At 58.3% G+C, this 19,238-nt stretch carries 9 protein-coding genes and 7 pseudogenes; 10 read left to right on the top strand and 6 right to left on the bottom strand.

Going from position 1 to position 19,238, the window contains the following annotated elements; genetic code table 11:
* Positions 1–201 precede the first annotated feature (201 nt).
* The 6 genes and pseudogenes from AB8Z38_RS17315 (at position 202) to AB8Z38_RS17290 (ending at position 10,530) form a co-directional block, all read left to right on the top strand.
* A complete protein-coding gene (locus AB8Z38_RS17315; RefSeq protein WP_369726239.1) occupies positions 202–1,740 on the top strand; it encodes an IS4 family transposase in 1,539 nt (512 codons plus the stop codon).
* Positions 1,741–2,936: 1,196 nt separating this feature from the next.
* The gene (locus AB8Z38_RS17310; RefSeq protein ID WP_369726238.1) at positions 2,937–4,217 is read left to right on the top strand and encodes an aminotransferase class I/II-fold pyridoxal phosphate-dependent enzyme; all 1,281 of its coding nucleotides are present in this window, start codon (positions 2,937–2,939) and stop codon (positions 4,215–4,217) included.
* Positions 4,218–4,785: 568 nt separating this feature from the next.
* On the top strand, positions 4,786–5,565 hold the full coding sequence (locus AB8Z38_RS17305) for an SDR family oxidoreductase (RefSeq protein ID WP_369726237.1): 780 nt from the start codon (positions 4,786–4,788) through the stop codon (positions 5,563–5,565).
* 523 nt (positions 5,566–6,088) lie between these two features.
* Positions 6,089–8,500, top strand: a complete 2,412-nt coding sequence (locus AB8Z38_RS17300; protein WP_369726236.1) for a CoA transferase — start codon at positions 6,089–6,091, stop codon at positions 8,498–8,500.
* Positions 8,501–8,789: 289 nt separating this feature from the next.
* Positions 8,790–8,900 (top strand): annotated as a pseudogene (locus AB8Z38_RS17295) (IS630 family transposase); the annotation flags it as partial.
* A gap of 199 nt (positions 8,901–9,099) precedes the next feature.
* Positions 9,100–10,530: an aspartate aminotransferase family protein gene (locus AB8Z38_RS17290; protein WP_369726235.1), complete on the top strand. Its 1,431-nt coding sequence runs from the start codon at positions 9,100–9,102 to the stop codon at positions 10,528–10,530.
* Between the two features lie 9 nt (positions 10,531–10,539).
* Here the strand turns inward: AB8Z38_RS17290 and AB8Z38_RS17285 are convergent.
* Positions 10,540–10,775 (bottom strand): annotated as a pseudogene (locus AB8Z38_RS17285) (ATP-binding protein).
* A 100-nt stretch (positions 10,776–10,875) separates the two neighbouring features.
* Here AB8Z38_RS17285 and AB8Z38_RS17280 point away from each other — a divergent pair.
* Positions 10,876–11,298, top strand: a pseudogene (locus tag AB8Z38_RS17280) (transposase); the annotation flags it as partial.
* Between the two features lie 66 nt (positions 11,299–11,364).
* Here AB8Z38_RS17280 and AB8Z38_RS17275 read toward each other — a convergent pair.
* The 4 genes and pseudogenes from AB8Z38_RS17275 to AB8Z38_RS17260 all read right to left on the bottom strand — a co-directional run.
* Positions 11,365–12,018, bottom strand: coding sequence for a hypothetical protein (locus AB8Z38_RS17275; protein ID WP_369726234.1), 654 nt, complete (start codon positions 12,016–12,018; stop codon positions 11,365–11,367).
* On the bottom strand, positions 11,928–13,292 hold the full coding sequence (locus AB8Z38_RS17270) for a recombinase family protein (RefSeq protein ID WP_369726233.1): 1,365 nt from the start codon (positions 13,290–13,292) through the stop codon (positions 11,928–11,930). The genes AB8Z38_RS17275 and AB8Z38_RS17270 overlap by 91 nt, the downstream gene beginning before the upstream one ends.
* Positions 13,273–13,464 (bottom strand): hypothetical protein, encoded by a 192-nt coding sequence (locus AB8Z38_RS17265; RefSeq protein ID WP_369726823.1) that lies wholly within the window; start codon positions 13,462–13,464, stop codon positions 13,273–13,275. Before AB8Z38_RS17265 ends, AB8Z38_RS17270 begins: the two co-directional genes overlap by 20 nt.
* Before the next feature lie 106 nt (positions 13,465–13,570).
* A pseudogene (locus AB8Z38_RS17260) lies at positions 13,571–13,801 on the bottom strand (hypothetical protein); the annotation flags it as partial.
* On the opposite strand from AB8Z38_RS17260, the pseudogene AB8Z38_RS17255 reads away from it, so the two are divergent.
* The 3 genes and pseudogenes from AB8Z38_RS17255 to AB8Z38_RS17245 form a co-directional block, all read left to right on the top strand.
* Positions 13,768–13,975 (top strand): annotated as a pseudogene (locus AB8Z38_RS17255) (transposase domain-containing protein); the annotation flags it as partial. The pseudogenes AB8Z38_RS17260 and AB8Z38_RS17255 sit on opposite strands and share 34 nt — an antisense overlap.
* Positions 13,972–14,505: pseudogene (locus AB8Z38_RS17250) on the top strand (plasmid pRiA4b ORF-3 family protein). The pseudogenes AB8Z38_RS17255 and AB8Z38_RS17250, both read left to right, overlap by 4 nt.
* Before the next feature lie 728 nt (positions 14,506–15,233).
* Positions 15,234–15,959, top strand: a complete 726-nt coding sequence (locus AB8Z38_RS17245) for a LuxR family transcriptional regulator (protein WP_369726232.1) — start codon at positions 15,234–15,236, stop codon at positions 15,957–15,959.
* A gap of 925 nt (positions 15,960–16,884) precedes the next feature.
* Here the strand turns inward: AB8Z38_RS17245 and AB8Z38_RS17240 are convergent.
* Positions 16,885–18,425: pseudogene (locus AB8Z38_RS17240) on the bottom strand (ISL3 family transposase).
* Positions 18,426–19,238 lie beyond the last annotated feature (813 nt).

Raw genomic sequence — 19,238 nt, 5'->3', positions numbered from 1 at the left:
GCAACGCCCTTCATAGAGCTCGTCGTGCTCGCGCGCTTGCGTCAATCTGGCGGCCTTCGTCGTCTTTCAATTACCCACAAATGCTTGATTCTATTGCGATAGCCCCGATCGAAAAATCTTGAATCGGATGAATCGCTTGTGATTCATTGTCGAGCACCTGAATCGCGGCAGAGGTGCCTTGATGCGTTCAAGCGGAACGACGTGTCGTTCGTCGGCCAGCCCGGATGTGGTGCTGAAAGCGCCGTCGAACATTGGACGGAGCGGGAGATCGACAAAGCAGCTTTCAACGATGCCCGTCTGGGTCAGCGATTTGGGGAGCTGTTGAAGCAAATTGGTGACGGCATGGGCGGAAGCATACCGCTCGCATGCCAAGATTCGGCGAGCACGAAGGCGGCCTACCGCTTCTTCGCCAACGAACGCGTGGAGGAAGCTGACATCCTCAGCGGCCACTTCGCCGCCACACGCACGCGCTACGACGATTGTACGGGCCCAATTCTCCTCATTCAGGACACGACGGAATTCTCCTACCAACGTGCGAATACGAGCGCCATCGGCCTGACCAAGAGCGTCAATAGCGGCCGGGACAAGGATGGCCGTTGGCGTCATCACACGGTCTGCGGAATGCTGATGCATTCCAGTCTCGCCGTAACTGTCGAGGGCCTACCGCTGGGATTGGCGGCGGTGAAGTTCTGGACACGGAAAAAGTTCAAAGGCACCGCGCAGCTCAAGAAAAAGATTAACCCGACTCGCGTTCCTATCGAGAAGAAGGAAAGCGTTCGCAGGCTCGACAATCTCAGGCAATCGATCGAGCGGCTCGGACAGCCGGCGCCTTGCATTCACATTGGCGACCGCGAAAGCGACATCTACGAATTGTATTGCCTGACGCAAGAGCTTGGCGCTCACTTCCTTGTCCGCGCCTGCGTCGATCGGCTGGCAGGCGACGGCGGTCATACGATTTGCGACCGAGATGGAAGAAACCAGCGTCAAAGACTTGCATTACATAGACGTGCGCAACACAAGGGTGAGACGACGAAGGCCGCGCTGGAAATCAAGTTCAAGCGGATCGCAGTCTTGCCTCCCATCGGGAAGCAGAAACGTTATCCAGCCCTCGACCTGACGATAATCCATGCCAACGAGCGCGGTACGCCACAGGGCCGTAAACCAATTGAATGGAAGCTCATCACGGACCTAGCCGTCCGCAGTCGCTCCGAAGTAATCGAGAAGATCAACTGGTACGCCATGCGATGGAAAATCGAGGTGTTCCATAAGATACTGAAATCGGGTTGCAAGGCGGAAGACTCAAAACTCAGGACGGCGGAGCGACTTGCCAATCTAATGGCGGTCTTCTGTATTCTTAGCTGGCGCGTCCTCTGGCTCACCATGCTCAATCGCATCGCTCCAGACGCGTCACCGAAACTCGCGTTGACGGACACCGAGATCGCGTTGCTTGATCGACTCATCAGTGGCGCCAGCCATCGACGATGTCGCTCTGGGACCCTTGCATTCTACTTGACCAAACTTGCACGATTGGGTGGCTACCTGGCCAGGGCAGCGATCCGCCCGCCGGAAATGTTGTCATCTGGCGCGGACTCTCCAGACTCACTGATATCGAAGTCGGCGCCGAAATCGGAGCGGCCGGAAATGTGGGTAATTGAAAGCTTCGTCGTACGCGTACGCCTTCTGCGCACATCAGAAGCTCCTTTCGTTAACTGCTTCGTAGTTGGCAAGAGCACGCAATAGCAGGACAGCAGAGCAGGAGCTGGCACCCTCGCACCGTGCAGCTGTTCGTTCGATCTCGGCACCATCCTTGCCGACCACGCGGGCCAGTCCGTGCAACGACCCGAACGACGGCTGCAAGGGGAGCGGCTTGCACCGGTGTGCCTCGTCACACGCAAAGCGAGCGATCGCGCCCTCGCCGGTCGTACCGTACGCGCACGTTCGCCACCTCGCGTTCCCACTGGGCGCGATGCGCCTCGGATGCCTCTCATGAGGGCTTTCTCGGGCACGCAGCCGAGGGTCGTGAAAGAGTTCTCGAGTTCGGCGAACTAGTACTCTTGCTTGTCGGCCCGAACGCACGCACATGTCGCGGCCGCGATCCCGAACGTAGCCATGAGCAAATGCCTTGCTCACCTCTCCGATCTCGATTAGACGCTCGCTGAAGTCGAGCTGGAGCTGGAGGCCGGGGATCTCGAGCTCTCGAACTGCGTCGTCGTCAGGCTTCGGCCCTCAGCGCGTCGGGATGGGGCTGCACGCCACATCACAGCGTTCGCCGGCTGACTGCCACGCCTTTTTCGGCCAACAGCTCCTGGCGCACCACATCCGCAATGCCGAATGAAGCTCTCGCGCGGCGAACGTTCAAGGCCATCGGATTGCTTCGGGCGCTAACGCGATTTGAAAGGTTCAGCCCGCCCGTCGCCACCTAGTCCGTCACCGTCTGATGGCTCCAGCCTAGCTGCCGCGCAATTCGCTTTGATCCCACCCGCGCGCCTCAGGCGCAACATGTCCGCCACGTATCCGGTGTTTTGATCACCTTCCCCCTGGATCAATCGACGGCGAGTCTTCCGTGGTTCGTTCCTCGTTCACTCGCTCTCTCGTCGGCTATCGAACGAGGAGGGCGATTCCTCATGACGTCTAGGGGGCGGAGTCTTCCACCGCGCGTTACAGGGGTTATGCTGTGCATCGCCAAGGCCGCTCGCCCAGGGTTACATCAGGACGGGACGAGGCTAATAGGAACGCCTGTAGGCCCTTGTCTGCTCACCGAGCTATCCAAGCTGGTAGCTCCTCACGCCACCTCGCGAGTGGTTAAGTCCGTCTGAAATAAAAAAGGGGCGGCTCAAGCTGCCCTATGTAACAGAGTTCCAATTCGGACGACGCCGTCAATTGACGCGCCACAGAGCTAAGCAGCGCAAGCTTGGCGGCTGGAACGGAGAAATGAAATGAAGCAGCAGAATCCGCTCTTAGATGCTGGTCGTCAAAACGGTCATTTTCGTAATACTGCTTACATGATCAACACGAGCCGACCGTATTTCGATGCAGCCCACGAGGCTGGCCTTATGGCCCTCCAGGGACGCTCTATGAGCGGGCGAACCTTCGCTTTAGGCAGGGATCGGCTCGACGGTCGACCTGAAATAGTCGATTTCGTGCGATGTTCATATCTAGGTCTGGACAACCATCCGACTGTCATCGCTGGCGCGATCGACGCGATAGAGGCACACCAATCGGTGCATTGGTCATGCGCGCGAACGCGACTCAACTTCGATCTCATGGGGGAACTTGAAACGACCTTGTCGGAGATGTTCTCTTCACGCGTGATCGCGAGCTCTAGCGTTATGCTCGCCAATCTAGGTGTGATGCCCCTTCTTGCTTCGGGGCAGTTGACGGGCGGAAGAAAGCCGGTCGTAGTCTTTGATCGCATTGCACACATATCGCTTGCGTATCACAAGCCAGTAGTGGCTGATGAAACACGCGTGGAAACCATTGAGCACAACGACCTCGATGCTCTTGAAAGGCTGTGCCGCGAAAATCCCCAAGTCGCCTACGTATGCGATGGTGTTTACTCGATGGGTGGGAATGCCCCCGTCAAGGAGCTGCGCCGACTGCAGGAACACTATGGTCTATTTCTCTATATCGACGATGCTCATGGTATATCGATCTTTGGACAGAAAGGCGAGGGATTTGCTCGCTCTCAGTTTCCGCAAGTACTAGGTGACCGTACTATCATAATTGCTTCGCTAGCGAAGGGCTTCGGGGCGTCGGGCGGCATGGTGATGCTTGGAACGGCCGACCAGGAAGCGCTGTTTCGCCGGTACTCCATTCCATACGCGTTCTCAGTGCAACCCAATCTAGCGGCCGTCGGAGCGGCGCTTGGCTCGTGCAAGATTCATCGCTCCGCAGAGCTCGGCGAACGGCAGACGCGGTTAGCGGAACGAATCAAAATCTTCGACCGTCATCTTATAACCGCCGAGCAAGGCAAATCATTTCCGATCCGAATGATTCAGATGGGATCAGAATATAAGGCGATTGCAATCGCAAGAGAGCTTCTCGATGCAGGCTTCTATACTTCAGTCACGTTCTTTCCGACAGTTGCGCAAGGGAAAGCAGGGATTCGGGTGTGCATTACCGCGGACCATACAGAGCGCGACATAGAACGGCTATGCGGCGTTGTCATTGGAAAGATCTCAAACACAGTGGTGAAGCCGTCTATGGGCGTTCCGTGAGGTGCTAGACGACAACTCAGACGGTGGACATATGAAAATTGGAGCCACAACGTTGCGACATTGTTTAGACGAAGACAACGGAAGCTCGTCGACGTCCGATCCATTGCTCGACTTCGAGGGAAATCCTCGACGATTGAAACCGACGTCCTCGGCGCGTCCATACCCGAGCACGAAGGCTTACGCCGAGCGTACCTATGTCGGACTGAAATCTGCGGGAGAATTCCGTCTTCAGGCCAGTGGCGCGATCCCTGGAACGCAATATCACACCCCTGCTCGATTCGGTTCCGAAAATCGTTCATGTAGCTGGCCCGGGCGTGAGCAGCGTCTACAGAAGCTGTATGCGAGTTCAAAGAAATGCGTAAGTGTGCCCTCGCGCCTGAACGTTTGGCGTTTTCGATGCCCGCGTCTTCATTCGTGTAGAGTACCAGAAACGAAAAGAGCGTCTCACTTCGAAGAGTTTTGGGTACTGCGCCAATATCCAGTTCTGCTCGTCAGGGTGAGGCAGCAACAATATGCACTTCTCAGGTTTCCGAATCATTCGTGATGTCATTGGCGATGGTTGAACAGTATGCTGGAATCAGAGAAGCACAGCGGCCGCTGCGTCGCTCTCGTGACCGGAGGAGCACGCGGGATTGGACTCGAGATCGTCCGTCGTTTCCTGGCCGATGGCTACCTCGTAGCTTTTGTTGCGACAAGAGCAGAGCATGTGAAGCGAGCGCTAGATCTTTTCGGCTGTCCCGAAGATCGGCTCTATGCTGACCAGATTGACATAACTTGTCACAACGAGGTGGACGTCTTTGTCAACCGCATCCGAGCACGTTTGGGCGAGATAGGGATTTTGGTGAACAATGCTGGGATTTCCCCGCAGCGCGCGGTCCAGGATGCATCCTGGCTTTCGCAGACGTCTTTCGACGAATGGGCGCGGGTAATCGACGTCAATCTTAACGGCGCCTTTAATCTCATACGGCTCGTGGCGCCAGCAATGATCGCGCAGGGATATGGACGCATCATCAATATCGGATCACTTGCGGGGCGTGCGATGCCAATGATCGCCGGGCCGCATTATGCCGCTTCGAAGGCGGGATTGGTCGGATTGACTCGCGCTGCGGCACGGGATCTCGCTCCACACGGTGTCACTGTCAATTGTATCGCTCCCGGGCGGATTCTCAGCGGTCTGACTGGACCGCCCGAGGCCGCAGTAAACCGGTCCGCTCTCACTAGGATCCCGGTCGGCCGTTTTGGAGCTGCTGAAGAGGTGGCGCACGTCGCAAGCTTTCTGGCCTCGCCAATGACGGGCTTTATCACCGGTGCAACCATCGATATCACCGGTGGCGAGTTCGCCGCCTAGCCGAATGCAAAGCACATTTGCTCTGAGGCACCGCCCTTATCTCGCCAAAGCTCGTGAAATGGTTAGATTTCAAGCGCATATTCATTGTACGGCTGCGCGTGCGCTTGGGGAAGATCGATGCGCCGGAGCGGCTACGCCAGCCCGGCCGCACATTTTGCTGTTCGGCTTTTCTAGGTTGCGGACGCACGAGTTCCGTGGCGTGTGGTTGGATGATTGCGTGCTGCCCGGTGTTCGCAACTGTATGGAGGAACTCGCGCTTTGGCTGCGTAGGCGATCGCCGGAAAACGTCGGAGGAGCCATTCGAGCAACGCCGCTTCGTTTGTCTCGGCATTCAAAATCATTAGCGTCGACCATTCGCAAACAGACACCAGGAAACGTATATGCCTCGATCAAGGGCCGCTCCACCGATCGCGAGTAGTGTGTATCTGTGGGCTGTAAGAAGCGTCGGCTCCCGGTGTGGACAGATTGTGCCGGCTGTTAGGGCAACGGAGCCTCAGACCAAAGGCAAATTGGAGCGATATTGATGGGGGCGTTATCGCATCTGCGGGTCGTCGAAATCGGGAGCTCGGCCGCGAGCAGCTATTGCGCCCGGTTGTTTGCAGATTTCGGTGCTGACGTTCAGAAGATCGAGCCGCCAGAGGGAGATCCGCTCCGCCGGAGCGCTCCGTTCACACCCGGCGGCCAGAGCGGGTGGTTTGCATTCTTGAACTTCAACAAGTCAAGCTTGATCCTCGACGCAGCCGACCCGGGCGCAATCACACGGCTGACGGCCTTGATTGAGGATTGCGACATTTTGGTCGATGGCCGCGATATCGATGTCGCAGATTGGCCATCCATTGATATCGCAGCGATCCGGCAGCGATGCTCGGGGATGATTTACCTCGAAGCAAGCTGGTTTGGGCACCAAGGGCCCTATGCAGGATACGCAGCAACGGATTCGACAGTCCGCGCGCTCGCTGGTCTCATCAAACTGGCTGGACCCGTCGAGGGCCCGCCGTTGCACGCACCGGATTTCCAGACTGGTATCGTAGCCGGTCTGTGGGGCTTCATCGCCGCCGTCTCTTCGATAGTTGCAGGGGTACAGGGTGCCAGGAGAAAGCGGTCGTGGTCGCTCAGTGTCTTCGAATCGAGCCTCGCTCTTTGCGAGTATCAGATATTCCAGGCGTATGAGCATGGCGACGTCATGCGCCGGATTGGCATTAATCGCTTTTGGCCGAATTTTCCCATCGGCATTTACAAAACCAGGAAGGGCTGGCTCGGTGTCACAACGATTACTCCGGCACAATGGCGCGCGTTCTGCGACATGTTAGACCTCTCGCAGTTGCGGGACGATCCGTCTCTCGTCCTCGGCGCCGATCGTCTACAGCACGTTAAGCAGATTGAACGACAGTTCACGCGTAGGCTGAAAACGCGGACAGCGCCGGAGTGGTTTGCCGAGGGATTGAAGCGCAAGATTCCGATCGTCGTGGTACCGGAAACATCCGATCTGCTGCGGGACGGAGAGAAGAAGGGGCGCGGCGCAATAGTGCCGCTCGTGCTTGGCGAAGAAAAGGGCTCGACGGTTGGGTCGGTGCAGAAGCTGACATTAACGCCGCCGCGCCGCGGCGGCAAAGTTCCGGCTCCGGGGGAACAGCAGAGTAGCGCGAACGTGCGAAGACGTCTCTCTGCTGATTCGCCGGCGCCGTCCGGCCGCATTGATGCTGGCGGATTGCCGTTACAGGGAATTCGCGTTATCGACTTTTCGATGGGCTGGGCGGGCCCGTTGTGTACGCGCACACTGGCTGATCTTGGTGCCGACGTCATCAAGATAGAGGCGATACAGTATCCGGACTGGTGGCGCGGCCTTGACCGGCGGTCTGCTTACATCAACCAGCAGATGTATGAGAAGACGGCGCGCTTCTGCATGATGAACCGCAACAAGCGCGGCATCACTCTCGATCTAACGCGGCCGCAGGGCCGCAGTCTGGCCAAACGGCTCGTAGCGGAAGCCGACATTGTCGTTGACAATTATTCAGCCGATGTGCTGCCGAAGCTGGAGCTTGGTTACGACGTGCTCAGAACCCTCAACCCTCGGCTTATCATGATGTCGATGTCGGCCTTTGGCACGAACAGCGTGCATCGCAATTGCCGAGCCTATGGCTCGACCCTTGAACAGGGCTCGGGCCTGCCGAACGTGGTCGGAAACGCTAATGGGCCACCCGCGATGAGCCACATCGCGTTCGGGGATGCCGTTGGCGGGTTGAACGGCTGCGCCGCAGTCCTGGTTGCGCTTGTTCACGCTCGCACCATCGGGCAAGGTCAGTTCATCGATCTAGCGCAGATCGAATGCATGATGCCCTTTGCAGCGCCCTGGATCACTGTGTACTCGATCGACAATGCGCCGCCTGTAAGATATGGTAATCGACATCCACAATTCGTGCCGCATGGCTGTTTTCGGTGCGCCGGCGAGGATAATTGGATCGTGGTAGCCGCCACGAACGAAGGTATGTGGCAGAGGCTTGCCGTCCTTGTTGGCCGACCAGAGTGGGCTCTGGACGTGTCGCTGAATTCCGCTGAGAGTCGCCGTGGAATCGAGGATGCGATTGAGAGAGGCATCGAAGCGTGGACGCTCACCCGGGATGCGGATCAGGCGATGTCCGACTTGCAGGCAGCCGGAATAGCAGCCGGCGCGGCGCGCCTGCCAATTGATCTACTCAATGATCGACATCTCAGGTCGCGAGGATATCTACAGGAAGTCGAACGAGCCTTTGTTGGCTTGCATCCGCAGCCCTCGATGCCAATTCGAGAAGGCGAAGGGCCTTATACAATCCGCACGGCGGCACCGACGCTGGGACAACACAACATGGAGATCCTATCGGGGCTTCTCGGGCTTTCCGACCTCGAGATTGCACGGTTAACGAAGGAGCGTATCATCGGTACCGCGATGCTTTCCTAAGGTCGAAGGTGTTCCGCCGGCTGACAACGACCGGTTCGCGGTCATCAAGCCGGCCAACGAGTACCACCTTTTTTGCCGGGTAGCGCAGAGTCCTGTTGCGATCTCGTGTGTCCATTCGGATCAGGTTAAGAGCGTCAACTGAGCAACCGGCTCGGCGCCAAGGCTCAGGAACACGATGTTGTAGGTCGCCCCAATTCGCCGACCGTGGCTCCCGAAGATCCACTGAGCGTTTGTCTGGCGGTACTTGAAGCGCAATACCGGCCGATAGAACTCTCAACATCAAAGGCGATGGTTCTCGGTCCTGCAGGGGCAGTCCCTCAGCGGCGCTTCCTTCACAAGCCTTAAGCAGCTCCAGGAGCACGTCGACGCATACAACGAAAAAGCTGAGCCCTTCGTCTAGACCAAGAAAAAAGTTCGGCAGCGCAGATTCAAAGGCCGCCGTATCACTCAGCTATGATTCCGAGTACTAGAGTAGATAGTATCCCGACTCCAAGCTCACGTGTACCGTCAATTAGACGGGCCACAATACAGGTTCATTTCAGGGCAGTAGCCTGGCTCGGCACGCGCGTCCTACCGACCATTGAAGAACAGGCGCGAACATGGGTTACCCAACGAATAGGGTGTCGGCCCACTCAGGAACGAAAATTGATGAGGATACTGTGAACCGGCAGCGTGAAGCTTTCAACTCGACGGCCGGATTTCTGCGGGTTGGGCAGCGGTCTGAGGAAAGCTTTGCCCGCGCTCAGCTGGTTTTCCCTGGCGGAACTTCAAGAGCAACCATTGAGCAAGATCCGACTCCGCTCTACATTGAGCGTGGGATTGGTAGCCATCTGTGTGACGTCGATGGTCGCCGGTTTCTCGACCTGAATTGCAACTTCACGACGTTGATCCATGGTCATGCGTTCGCGCCCGTGGTGGAAGCACTTACGCGTCAACTGCAGCTTGGAAGCTGTTTCGCAAATCCGACACAGAGCGAGATCGAACTCGCAGAACTACTTTGCGGCCGCATTCCGCGAATTGATTGTGTGCGCTTCGTCAACACCGGCACTGAGGCTGTGCTGTTTGCGATCAAGGCTGCGCGGGCCTTCACCGGGCGTTCGAAAATCGCCAAATTCGAGGGCGCCTATCATGGCGCTTACGACTGGGTCGAGGTTAGTCAGGCCGCGACGCCGGACAATTGGGGTGACCCAATCGCACCCAACTCTACGGCCTTCTATCGCGGGATGCCCGCGAGCGTACTCGATGAAGTAGTCGTGCTTCGCTTCAACGATGTTGAAAACGTGCGCCGGTTGATGTCACTGCATGCGCACGATCTCGCCGCTATCATTCTGGATCCAATGCCAAGCAGAGCTGGCCTGATTGCGCCGACGCCTGAATTCCTTGCTGCGGTGCAGGAAACGGCGCGTAAGAACAGCATTCCAGTGATTGCTGATGAGGTCCTCAATCTAAGGCAGGGTTTCCAAGGTGCCTCCGCCCGTTACGGCCTTGTTCCAGATCTCATTACCATGGGTAAGATCATCGGCGGCGGTTTGCCCATTGGGGCAATCGGCGGCCGCGAGGAGTTGATGAAGGTCTTCGATGCTTCAGCGGGTCGGCCACTGCTTCCGCAAGGCGGTACGTTCTCCGCAAATCCCCTCTCCATGACCGCGGGGCTGGCGGCGATGCGGCATTTGGATGATCGAACTTTTGCACATTTGGAGACGCTTGGAAAAGTTGTCCGGGAGGGGATTGGCCGTGCCATCTCGATCCGGCATGCGCCAGTCTGTGTGACTGGGGCCGCCTCACTGTTCCGTATACATCCGCAGGCGCAAACCCCGAATGACTATCGCGGGATCTATCCCACGCGTGCTGGAGCAAATGTAATGATGCAGCTGACGCGCTTCTTTGTGGAGAACGGCATTATCTTACCGCACAGTGCTACAGCGTGTGTTTCGACACCAATGACACGCGCGGACGCCGAGTTCATTGTGGACGTATTCGAGGGCTTTCTGGACAGTCATCAAGATATCTTGGATGCGATAGCTAAATGAATGAGCGACCTATCGGCTGCGGAATTGAGCCTTGGCAAGGCCTGCGACTAGTGTGGTCGCCGTGGTGAACTGCACCGTGTACCCGGCCAGGATCGCCTCTCGCCCCAACGCGATCGACAAGTGCGTCTCCCGAGCAACAGCGCGTTTTCTCCGTCAGCGATCCAACGTGATGCGGCAAGGTCGCGGATCTGCTTGGGATCGATCGAGGGCTGCGCCTCCAAGTCCAAGCCTGCGAGTTCCTTCACGGCCGGAAGTGTGCAAGCTTCAGCGCCATATCAATGCGGCGATGATCCTTGCGCGCGATCTCACGTTCGCACAGCAGGATCAGTGTCTCACGCGCCGACAATCATCCACTGCGGTGGCTATGAGGGTTACAGGGCCATGACCGAGAGACGCGTGCGGACGCGCTGTGGGGCACGCTGCCCTTCTGCTGGTCGCATCTACGGCGCCAGTTTGTGAACATCGAACGCGAGGCTTCGTCCGCACCGGCTCCGGTTGCCCGCGAGGCCCTTGAGCGCATCGCCCAGCTCTATGCGGTCGAGAAGGCCCTCCGCGGTCGATCTGATGCCGAGCGCCGCGCGGGCCGACAAGCGCATGCCCCGCCTTTGGCTGCGGCCTTGGTTTGAGGCAACGCTTGATCACCTTGCGCAGAAAAGGGACACGGCGAAGGCTTTGCGTTATGCGCCGCGTCATTGGGACGGCTTGACGCTCTACCTTGATGACGGGCGTATCGAGATGGACACGAATGCGGTCGAGCGTGCGATGCGGACCGGCCGTTCTCGATATCTGAGATCCGAATGATCCAAGGGGCGCCTTTGCAAAGTTGATGTGCTGCTAACCTGCGTGGTTGATCATACGGCGGGTTGTTGACGGGCTGATCTTAAGGATCGTCGCCGCTTCGTCGAGCGTCGCTTCGCCGCGCTCCAGGCGCTCGCCATCGCGGTATGGCGCGATGCCGCGGGTCTTGCGCAGGCCACAGACTCTGGTACGCGTCCAGCTATTGCCTCTTCCGGTCGATTTCCCGGCTCGATTTAAGACGGCCGCGATCGATTGGTCCGGCATCTGGCGTGCCAACACATGGACGAGATCGAGCGTATCAGCCGCTACCGCCCAGCGAGTTAACCCGATCTTGTTCTTCTTTACGATCCGTCGGGTGTGATCGCCGCCTTGCCAATGGATGACAAGAGAGAGCGTGTCGTCCACAATATCGACGACGATCTCCTTGACCAATAAGCGAATGATCTTCTTACGCGTCTCGACCGAGGCTCCTGGGCTATCCCATGCCCGAGTGAGGTCTTTCCCGAGTGCCATCAGTCTTGCGCGATCCTCAGTAGACACCATCGGCATCTGCTCGGCTGCGAAGCGATCGAGCTCATCTTCGAGCTCGCGCAGGCGGCTTAGCTTCTCGTTCCAGCGTCGCTCGAGCTCTCCGGCGACGAGCTGATTATCCGGATCGACCGCATCATACTGCCGGCGCGCCCGATCCACTCGTATCGAGCCTGCCGACAAGCGTTCTCGACCTGCCGTCGTTTATCGCCGTGCTCCTGGCCTTGTGCCTCAAGGACGGCCAGCGCCGCTTCGATTCCAAGCGGCTGCAGGCGGTCAAGAACGTCTTGGGCAACGGCGCGGTCAACCCGCATACCACCGAAGCCTATGCAGTTGTTGACGGCTTTGGCACCGAATGACCCGCGACAAACATAACGTTGGGTGTTGCCGCCTTTGCCGGTATAAGCGACATGCAAACGGCGGCCGCAGCGAGCGCAACGGAACAGACCAGGCAGCAGAGCTTCGCCGCGCAGGATAGCCCCGCGGCCCAAATAGCTCTTTCCGTTGGCATTGTCGGCGATCAGACGCTGATTCCTTCCGAACTCCTCCCAGGAAATATATGCCTCGTGATGGTCGCGGATCAAAACTTCCCAGTCTTTCCAGTTCCGACGGATACTGTCGCGCACGACTCGCTTTCTGCCACCTTCGATCACAATGCGCGTGCCGCGCCGGCCGAACACGTATGCGCCGGCATAAACCGGATTGGTCAGCACGTGGTGCAGTGTGTAATAGACTGGCGCTTTCCACTCGGCTGTTTGCTTGCCATGGCCTTGAACGACCGCCGGAACGACGACTTGCTCCTCCCGGAACCAAAGCAACACCTGCCGAATCGACTGCAGTTCGGCGAATTTGCGAAACACCAGGGCGATGCTGTCCTGGACGCGCCGATCCGGGTCCTTCTCGATCCGGCCATCCTCGGCCTTGACGTAGCCGACTGCCACGGTCACTAGGAGCTCTCCACGGCGTGCCTTCTGCTTAAGCGCCTCGAGGGAGCGCTGCCGGAATAGCGAAAGCTCCATCTCGCTCATCGTGCCCTTCATGCCAAGCAGGAGGCGATCGTTGATCGAGCGAGGATCATAAATGCCGTCTTCATCGACAATCAGTGTTCCGACTAACCCGCAGAACTCAAGCAAAGTATGCCAGTCGCGGCCATTGCGCGCGAGCCGCGACGCCTCCAGCGAAACAACGGCGCCCACCCGACCCTCGCAAATTGCTGCCAAAAGCTTCTCGAAGCCGGGTCGAGCCGTGCCGGCGCCAGATCGGCCGAGATCATCATCGACGATTTGCACATCGCTCCAGCCCAATTGGCGAGCCCGGTCGACGAGGGCATATTGGCGCCGCTGGCTCTCCAGGTTGTTCGCGACTTGGTAGGATGTCGACTGGCGGATGTAGACGATGGCGTCGCGGCAAAGGTCCTCAGCGCTGATCTTGCTCATCGCGCACCTCCGCGAGGCTTTGGACCGGCTGCCCGGCCGTTGGCGTGATTACCGCTTCGACGAGCAGACACCGCAACAGCACTATTGCCTTCAGCCTCTCCTCGTCCGACAGTTCGGGCGGTGGTACGGCGATGGCGAACAGATCCGATTGCGTCCGCAGCGGGATCTTCATTGGCATCTCCTCCTTCGGGGGTGGAATCCCCCACGGTAGAGGCTACGAGATGATCGAGCATGGCGCGAAGCTCAAGGAGGGCCTTAAGCGGAATCGGGGGTGTGGCAACAATCGCAGTCGAACCGGCTTGTGGGGTGACCATCCAGTCTGGAACGTGGAGCGTTCCGTCATGCGGCTGCCGGATTAAAAAGTGGCGAATGCCGTTCTGTTCCTGCTCACCGACCACAAGAACGGTTTGACCAACGAGCGGATGGAATGGATAGGCTACAACAACATCGAACGCCAGATTCCCGGCATTATGGCGCTGCTTCCGACGAGGGTGCCGAGAATTGGGCATTGCTGGCTTCGCTCATTGAAAACGTGCAAGCTCAATGGAGTCAGCGCCGAGCACTGGCTCTCCGACGTCCTCGCGAAGCTCGTCAATGGCTGGCCCGCGGTGCGACTGGACGAACTGCTTCCGTGGTCGTCGACCTACACGATGCATGCACACCATCCGAGGCTGGCGGCATGAGCCTCAACACGACCTCCGTGCGGATCATGGTGACTTTCAAGGACGTGAAACCGGAGGTGATGCGTCGCCTTGTCGTACCCGTTACCCTGCGCCTTGATCGGCTGCATCTGACGCTTCAGGCGGCGTTTGGCTGGACGGTAGCCACCTGTTTGAGTTCCTGGCTGGCGAAGGACGTTGGGGTATCCCCGATCCCATGGGGATTTTGGTCACAGCCCATCGATGCCCGCAAGGCGCAGCTCAGCGACATCGTTCTTCATGAGACCGGCGCCAAGACGATCCGTTATCTCCATGACTTCGGCGACAGCCGGGATCATGTGATCGAGGTTGAAAAATAGTTCGACAACAGGTCGACGGACGGCCTTCCATTCTTGCTCGAGGCCGCCGGTCGTTTTCCTCCGGAAGATGTCGGCGGTGCGTCACGCGATGCCGAATATCGCGATGCCATCGGCGACCACGCCCATCCGGAGCACGAATGCGCCTTTGGGGGGCGAACAGTTCGATCCCGACCTCGTCGAGTGGAAGGTGCTTGAGCCCGCCGTCAACGCACTATCCGAAAAATGGAAGCCGCGGCGACGCGTCACGCGGTCAAAATAAACACGTCAAGCACCGATCAAAAGGGCCGCAGAGCTACGCTTACTTTGGATCGCAGGCGCGGCTGCGTATTGCTGTCTAGCCGCAGCGGATGGCGCCTTCGCGCGAGCCCGTGCGGCAGTCTCGAGACTTGGTGTCCCGGGAATGATCGACACCGCAGCAGTTTTGCTCTTTGACCGTGCCCTGCAACCTTCGTCGAGCAGCAATGTCGCAGGAAAGGCGGGAGGCTGGTCAAAGTTAAACATCTTAGGTCGGCAGCGTGCTAGTACAGAATATAATGTGCTGCCAATATCGCCAGCAACGCCGTCGCACTCGCGACGAATGTCGCAGTTGCGACAGTGATCGTTGCGATGGCGTTAGAGCCGGTGTCTCAAATTGCCTGTCATTGTGCGAGATTTCGCGAGCGCATGAGCTGGTACGACACTTGCTGGATCGCTTCAGGTCCGTCCGTCCGTCGGGAAAGAAGCACATGCACAGACGCTCCATCAAGCGAGTAACCGACCGGGAGAAAGAGCGCTCTGCAGCGTGCGACGAGAAGTATGCTTGTCGCGTTCGGTCGAGAACTTCGCAAGCAAGAGGAGCCCGAGGTGGCGCCGAAATCCCTTCAGACAAGTTCAGTCAAACCACGCAGTACCGGCCTGCCTAAGTCGGCGGCGCGAGGCGCCAAATGGACTTATTTAGCTTCGTTGAATGTGCAAAACAAACGCGATCTCTCAAGGCGCTGTTCGATTTGCTTGTGAGCTGTTCGAGCGATCAGGGCTTCAGTCAAGTGGCTTACGGGTCACTGACCAACACGGGGCCGACTCGCCTGCCAGAGTATCTCCGAGCGGCAGTGACGGTGAACTTTCCTTCCGATTGGTGCGAGCGGTATTCTGAACGTAGGTACAATGCCATTGACCCCGTGGTTCGGCGGACGACGATGCTATCGGCGCCGTTTCTGTGGGATCAACTCGCCGACAAACATCAATTGCAACCGGGCGAAACGCGTGTGTTGAATGAGGCCAGAGAGGCCGGCCTGAAGCATGGCGTGACCGTGCCACTGTTTGGACCATTTGGACGGCTATCCGTCGTATCGTTCGCGTCCAGCTTCGACGATGCCGACCCTGAGCATCGTCTCAGTCATCTCAACGCATTGGCTTGGCAGTTTCATCATGCGTTTGCAGAGATCGCGCCTTCATCGGAGGGCAGATGCCAAATGCAAGTGGCTCTATCCGAACGAGAGAAGGATTGCCTCCGGTGGGTCGAACAAGGAAAATCATCTTGGGAAATCGGCGTGATTCTGAAGGTCAGCGAGAATACCGTCAACTTTCACCTCAAGAACGCAATGCGAAAGCTAGGGACGAATAGCCGTACCCACTGCGTCGTCAAGGCGATTCGCCTTGGTCTTATTTGAATTCATATATGCAACCGAGGGAAGCGAGCGATGTCATTTCTTGACAATAGCTGCGAGCGGCGCGCTCACTCCGATATCGCCTTAGATGCAGCCGCTGTTCCCATAAATAGGCTGGCAAGTGTGTCGTCCCGATCGTCATCGGTAGAAAAACGTATTCTGCCGATGGTGGTTGGTCGTGGGTCGAAAGTGGGAGAGGTTCACACGAACTCCGTTAGTCCGACGCGGGCTGGACATGAGGGCGGACCATTCGCCGCATCGTTGATTGCGTGCGGTCAGAGTGATCTTCAGCGCAAGCGTAGTCATCGGCGCGTAGCCTGCCCCTCAAGGCTGTGCTGCTGCCCGCTCAAGGATGGGCGCACAGTTGGATGTTCCTCTTGCCGGTGAATCTGGCTGCCAATCGAGCCGGAAACCTAAGCGCACGATTCCCTTGTTCTACGGACGGGCTCTCTAGGGGGTAGTCGCTGTGAATGTGAGGCTGAGTAGGCCCCCAGAGCAAAAACAGGCTCGTCAGCGCCAGGGTGCCAACTCGAACAGCAGCATCACAGAATACAGTACTCATCTGCCGGGTTCGGCTCGATTTGTGACATTCTCGCGATGTGAGCTTTTCGGGCTCGGATCCGCGACGACATACCTGCCCAAGCCTGCCGGAATGTCATAAAACCGCGTATGGCTCCTGTACAGCAGACCAACACTCAAAAAAAACCGGCCCATGGGCCGGGGCTTGTATTTCGGCATGGAATAAGCCCTTTGGACGCCGATCGGGGTCCCAGTCCGGGTCTGACGCAATTTCGATCGGAAGTGAGTCAGACCCCCAGTCCAACGCGATTGACATCAGGTTCCGGCATTGCGAGATCATCTCCCACCGCCGCAATGCTTGTCATTCGGCCTGCAATATTGGCTCTGACGCGTTTTGGTGCAGCACGGGTCATGTGGAGCCGATTAGCCGAGCCTGCAGCAAGTCGAGCTTGGCGCGTCCGTACATTTGGCGCTTGACCAGTCTGAGCTTGGTGATTTGGCCTTCGGTCTGTCCGTTGGACCAGGACGTCGTGATCGCTGCGCTGACGGCGGCCTTGTCCTTGATGACGCCGTTGGCGAAAGACATGACGAGGCTTGCGCATGCTCGTTCCAACCATGGTTCAAGCTCTCCGTGGGCCTTCTTGCGGATCATCGCATGGAAAGCGGCTATGATCTCTCGAGCTTCCACCAGGAGAGGAACGCCTTGCTCAATCGCCGCAATGGTGACGGTCTCTGACTTTGATAACGTATCGCGGCCATTGGTCATCAGGCGCGCGATCGTTCTCGCGGATGGTACGCGCTGCAGGTTCTGAGCATCGGGCGTTTCGGCACGCCGACGGCATGTCGCCCATTCGGCAACGACCCGCACCGAGCCTCTAAATCCCTGCGCCTTGAGGCGACGCCAAAGGTCGGCGCCATTACAATGGCCAGCGGCCCACTGAACATCCAGCCATGGCAGGTAGTGCTCGAGCGAGCTCTCGCGCACCCTGAACACGTCGGATCGCTGACCTCGCAATACCCTGCGGATGAGGCCCCGGCTATGGCCGGTGAGCGGTACGATCTCCTTTATGGAGACGCCCGTCTCAGCCTGTTTGAGAATTGCCGCGTTCGTGTCTTCTCGCCGAAGATAGCCCTCATATTGAATGCGCTCGGCGGCGGTCAATAAAGTGGGCTTTATGGTGGCGGAGCCGACCGCGATGCGGACCTGGCGCATGGATTTGCGAACCACATCCACGAAGGCGTGACTGGCGTTCTCCATGAGGTGCCAACGGTCGGCGGCCTGGGTGGCATGCGGGAGTGCCTTGGCCACAGCAAGGGCATAACCACCGCCGCGGTCGCGCGCGACCACAGCGATCTGTGGCTGGCCCGCGAGCCAGGCCTGCGCAGTGGCTGGCTCTCTGTCGGGTAAGAGAGTGATCGGTCGTCGCGGCTCGAGGCCGCAGATGATCGTTCCGTACCTCTGATTGCGCCGCTAGGCCCAATCGTCGATTCCGATCACGCTCGGCGGAGCAAAGGGCGGACACCCGCGCTTTCTAACCACCCGAAGCAATGTGTCGTTGCTCACGGGCAGCATCGACGGGCAAAACTCGGCGCCGGGCGACCACTCAAGGCAAGCCCAAGGTGATGGACGATCAGATCGAGCCGGGTCGTTCGCCGCGCCCGCGGTGCCAGAGCGCCCTCGTCGAAGCGCTCGGTGAAAATACGCCGACCGCATAGAACAGTAACGCAGCGGAAGCGGCGCGCCACGACCACCAGGCGAACCTGCCGCCCCGCCAGCGGCAGATCATTTAGGCGCCTCTGATATCGGCAATGGATCCGCCCAGAACTGGTCCCGCAGCTGGGACAGAGACTCGTTCCGCTCGTGGCGCATACGGTGATCACGGTCGTAGAGGCGCTTTCCACGTCAAATCCGCGAGGGACCAAGGCCGACGGACGTAGGGCTCGCTGCATCATATTGATTCCTTTGTGAAACCAACGCGAGCCGACGCTTAAACTTCATCAAAAGTGAGTCAGAGCCAAATTTGAACGCCGATCGTTGCGACGGCGTCGACATGGAACCCCTTTCGCTCTCCTTCAGCTTCTACAGCACTTCGATGCCCGTCCCGGTCCGCACTGGACGAGAAGAGAAATCCAGAGCCCTTGCATGACTTCGAATTCGATCTCGCGTCAGGATCAACGGATCAACGCCGCGTTGACCGTGACCAATGCTTCCCGGCCGAGTTCGATTCGCTGAGCTAGCCTACCTAAACTGAGAGTTTCGAACGCGAGGCTTCCTTCGTAGAACTCGGTCCGCAATGGTCAGTACAGCGGATGCATCATGAAGCCTGACGAGCGCCTCGCCGAAGTCCTTGAAAATAGCGCGTGTTTTGATGATGAGGCATGGGAGGTGTGGGCACAGTGCCTCTCACCCACCGAGCGACTGGCATATATTCGTAACCATCGCTCTCACTTCCGATTCACAGATTACGATGAAGTCATAGCTGTAGTACGGGGTCGGCGCTTCACCGGTTGCTCATCGCAGCTCCTTCGATGGCGTCACAGGATAAGAGCAAGGACGTTGCAAAGCGCGTTGCTCTTTTCAGTTGCCGTGTGGCTGGGCATCATTTGGCTTGCGGTGCGCTTAGTCCGCTGAAATCAGCAGCCCGCGTTTCATCCACCCTAAGCTATCTTTGGGCCCACGCGACCGAGCATTTGCTCGCGGTCGCATTCAGTTCAAGCGCTAGCGCGCGTGCCAAACATATCTTCGCCGCGGGTCGCACCAGC

The organism is Bradyrhizobium sp. LLZ17, from assembly GCF_041200145.1.
Lineage (GTDB): Bacteria > Pseudomonadota > Alphaproteobacteria > Rhizobiales > Xanthobacteraceae > Bradyrhizobium.
Note: the sequence above shows the minus strand (reverse complement) of the source record. Positions and strands in the feature narration are given on the sequence as shown.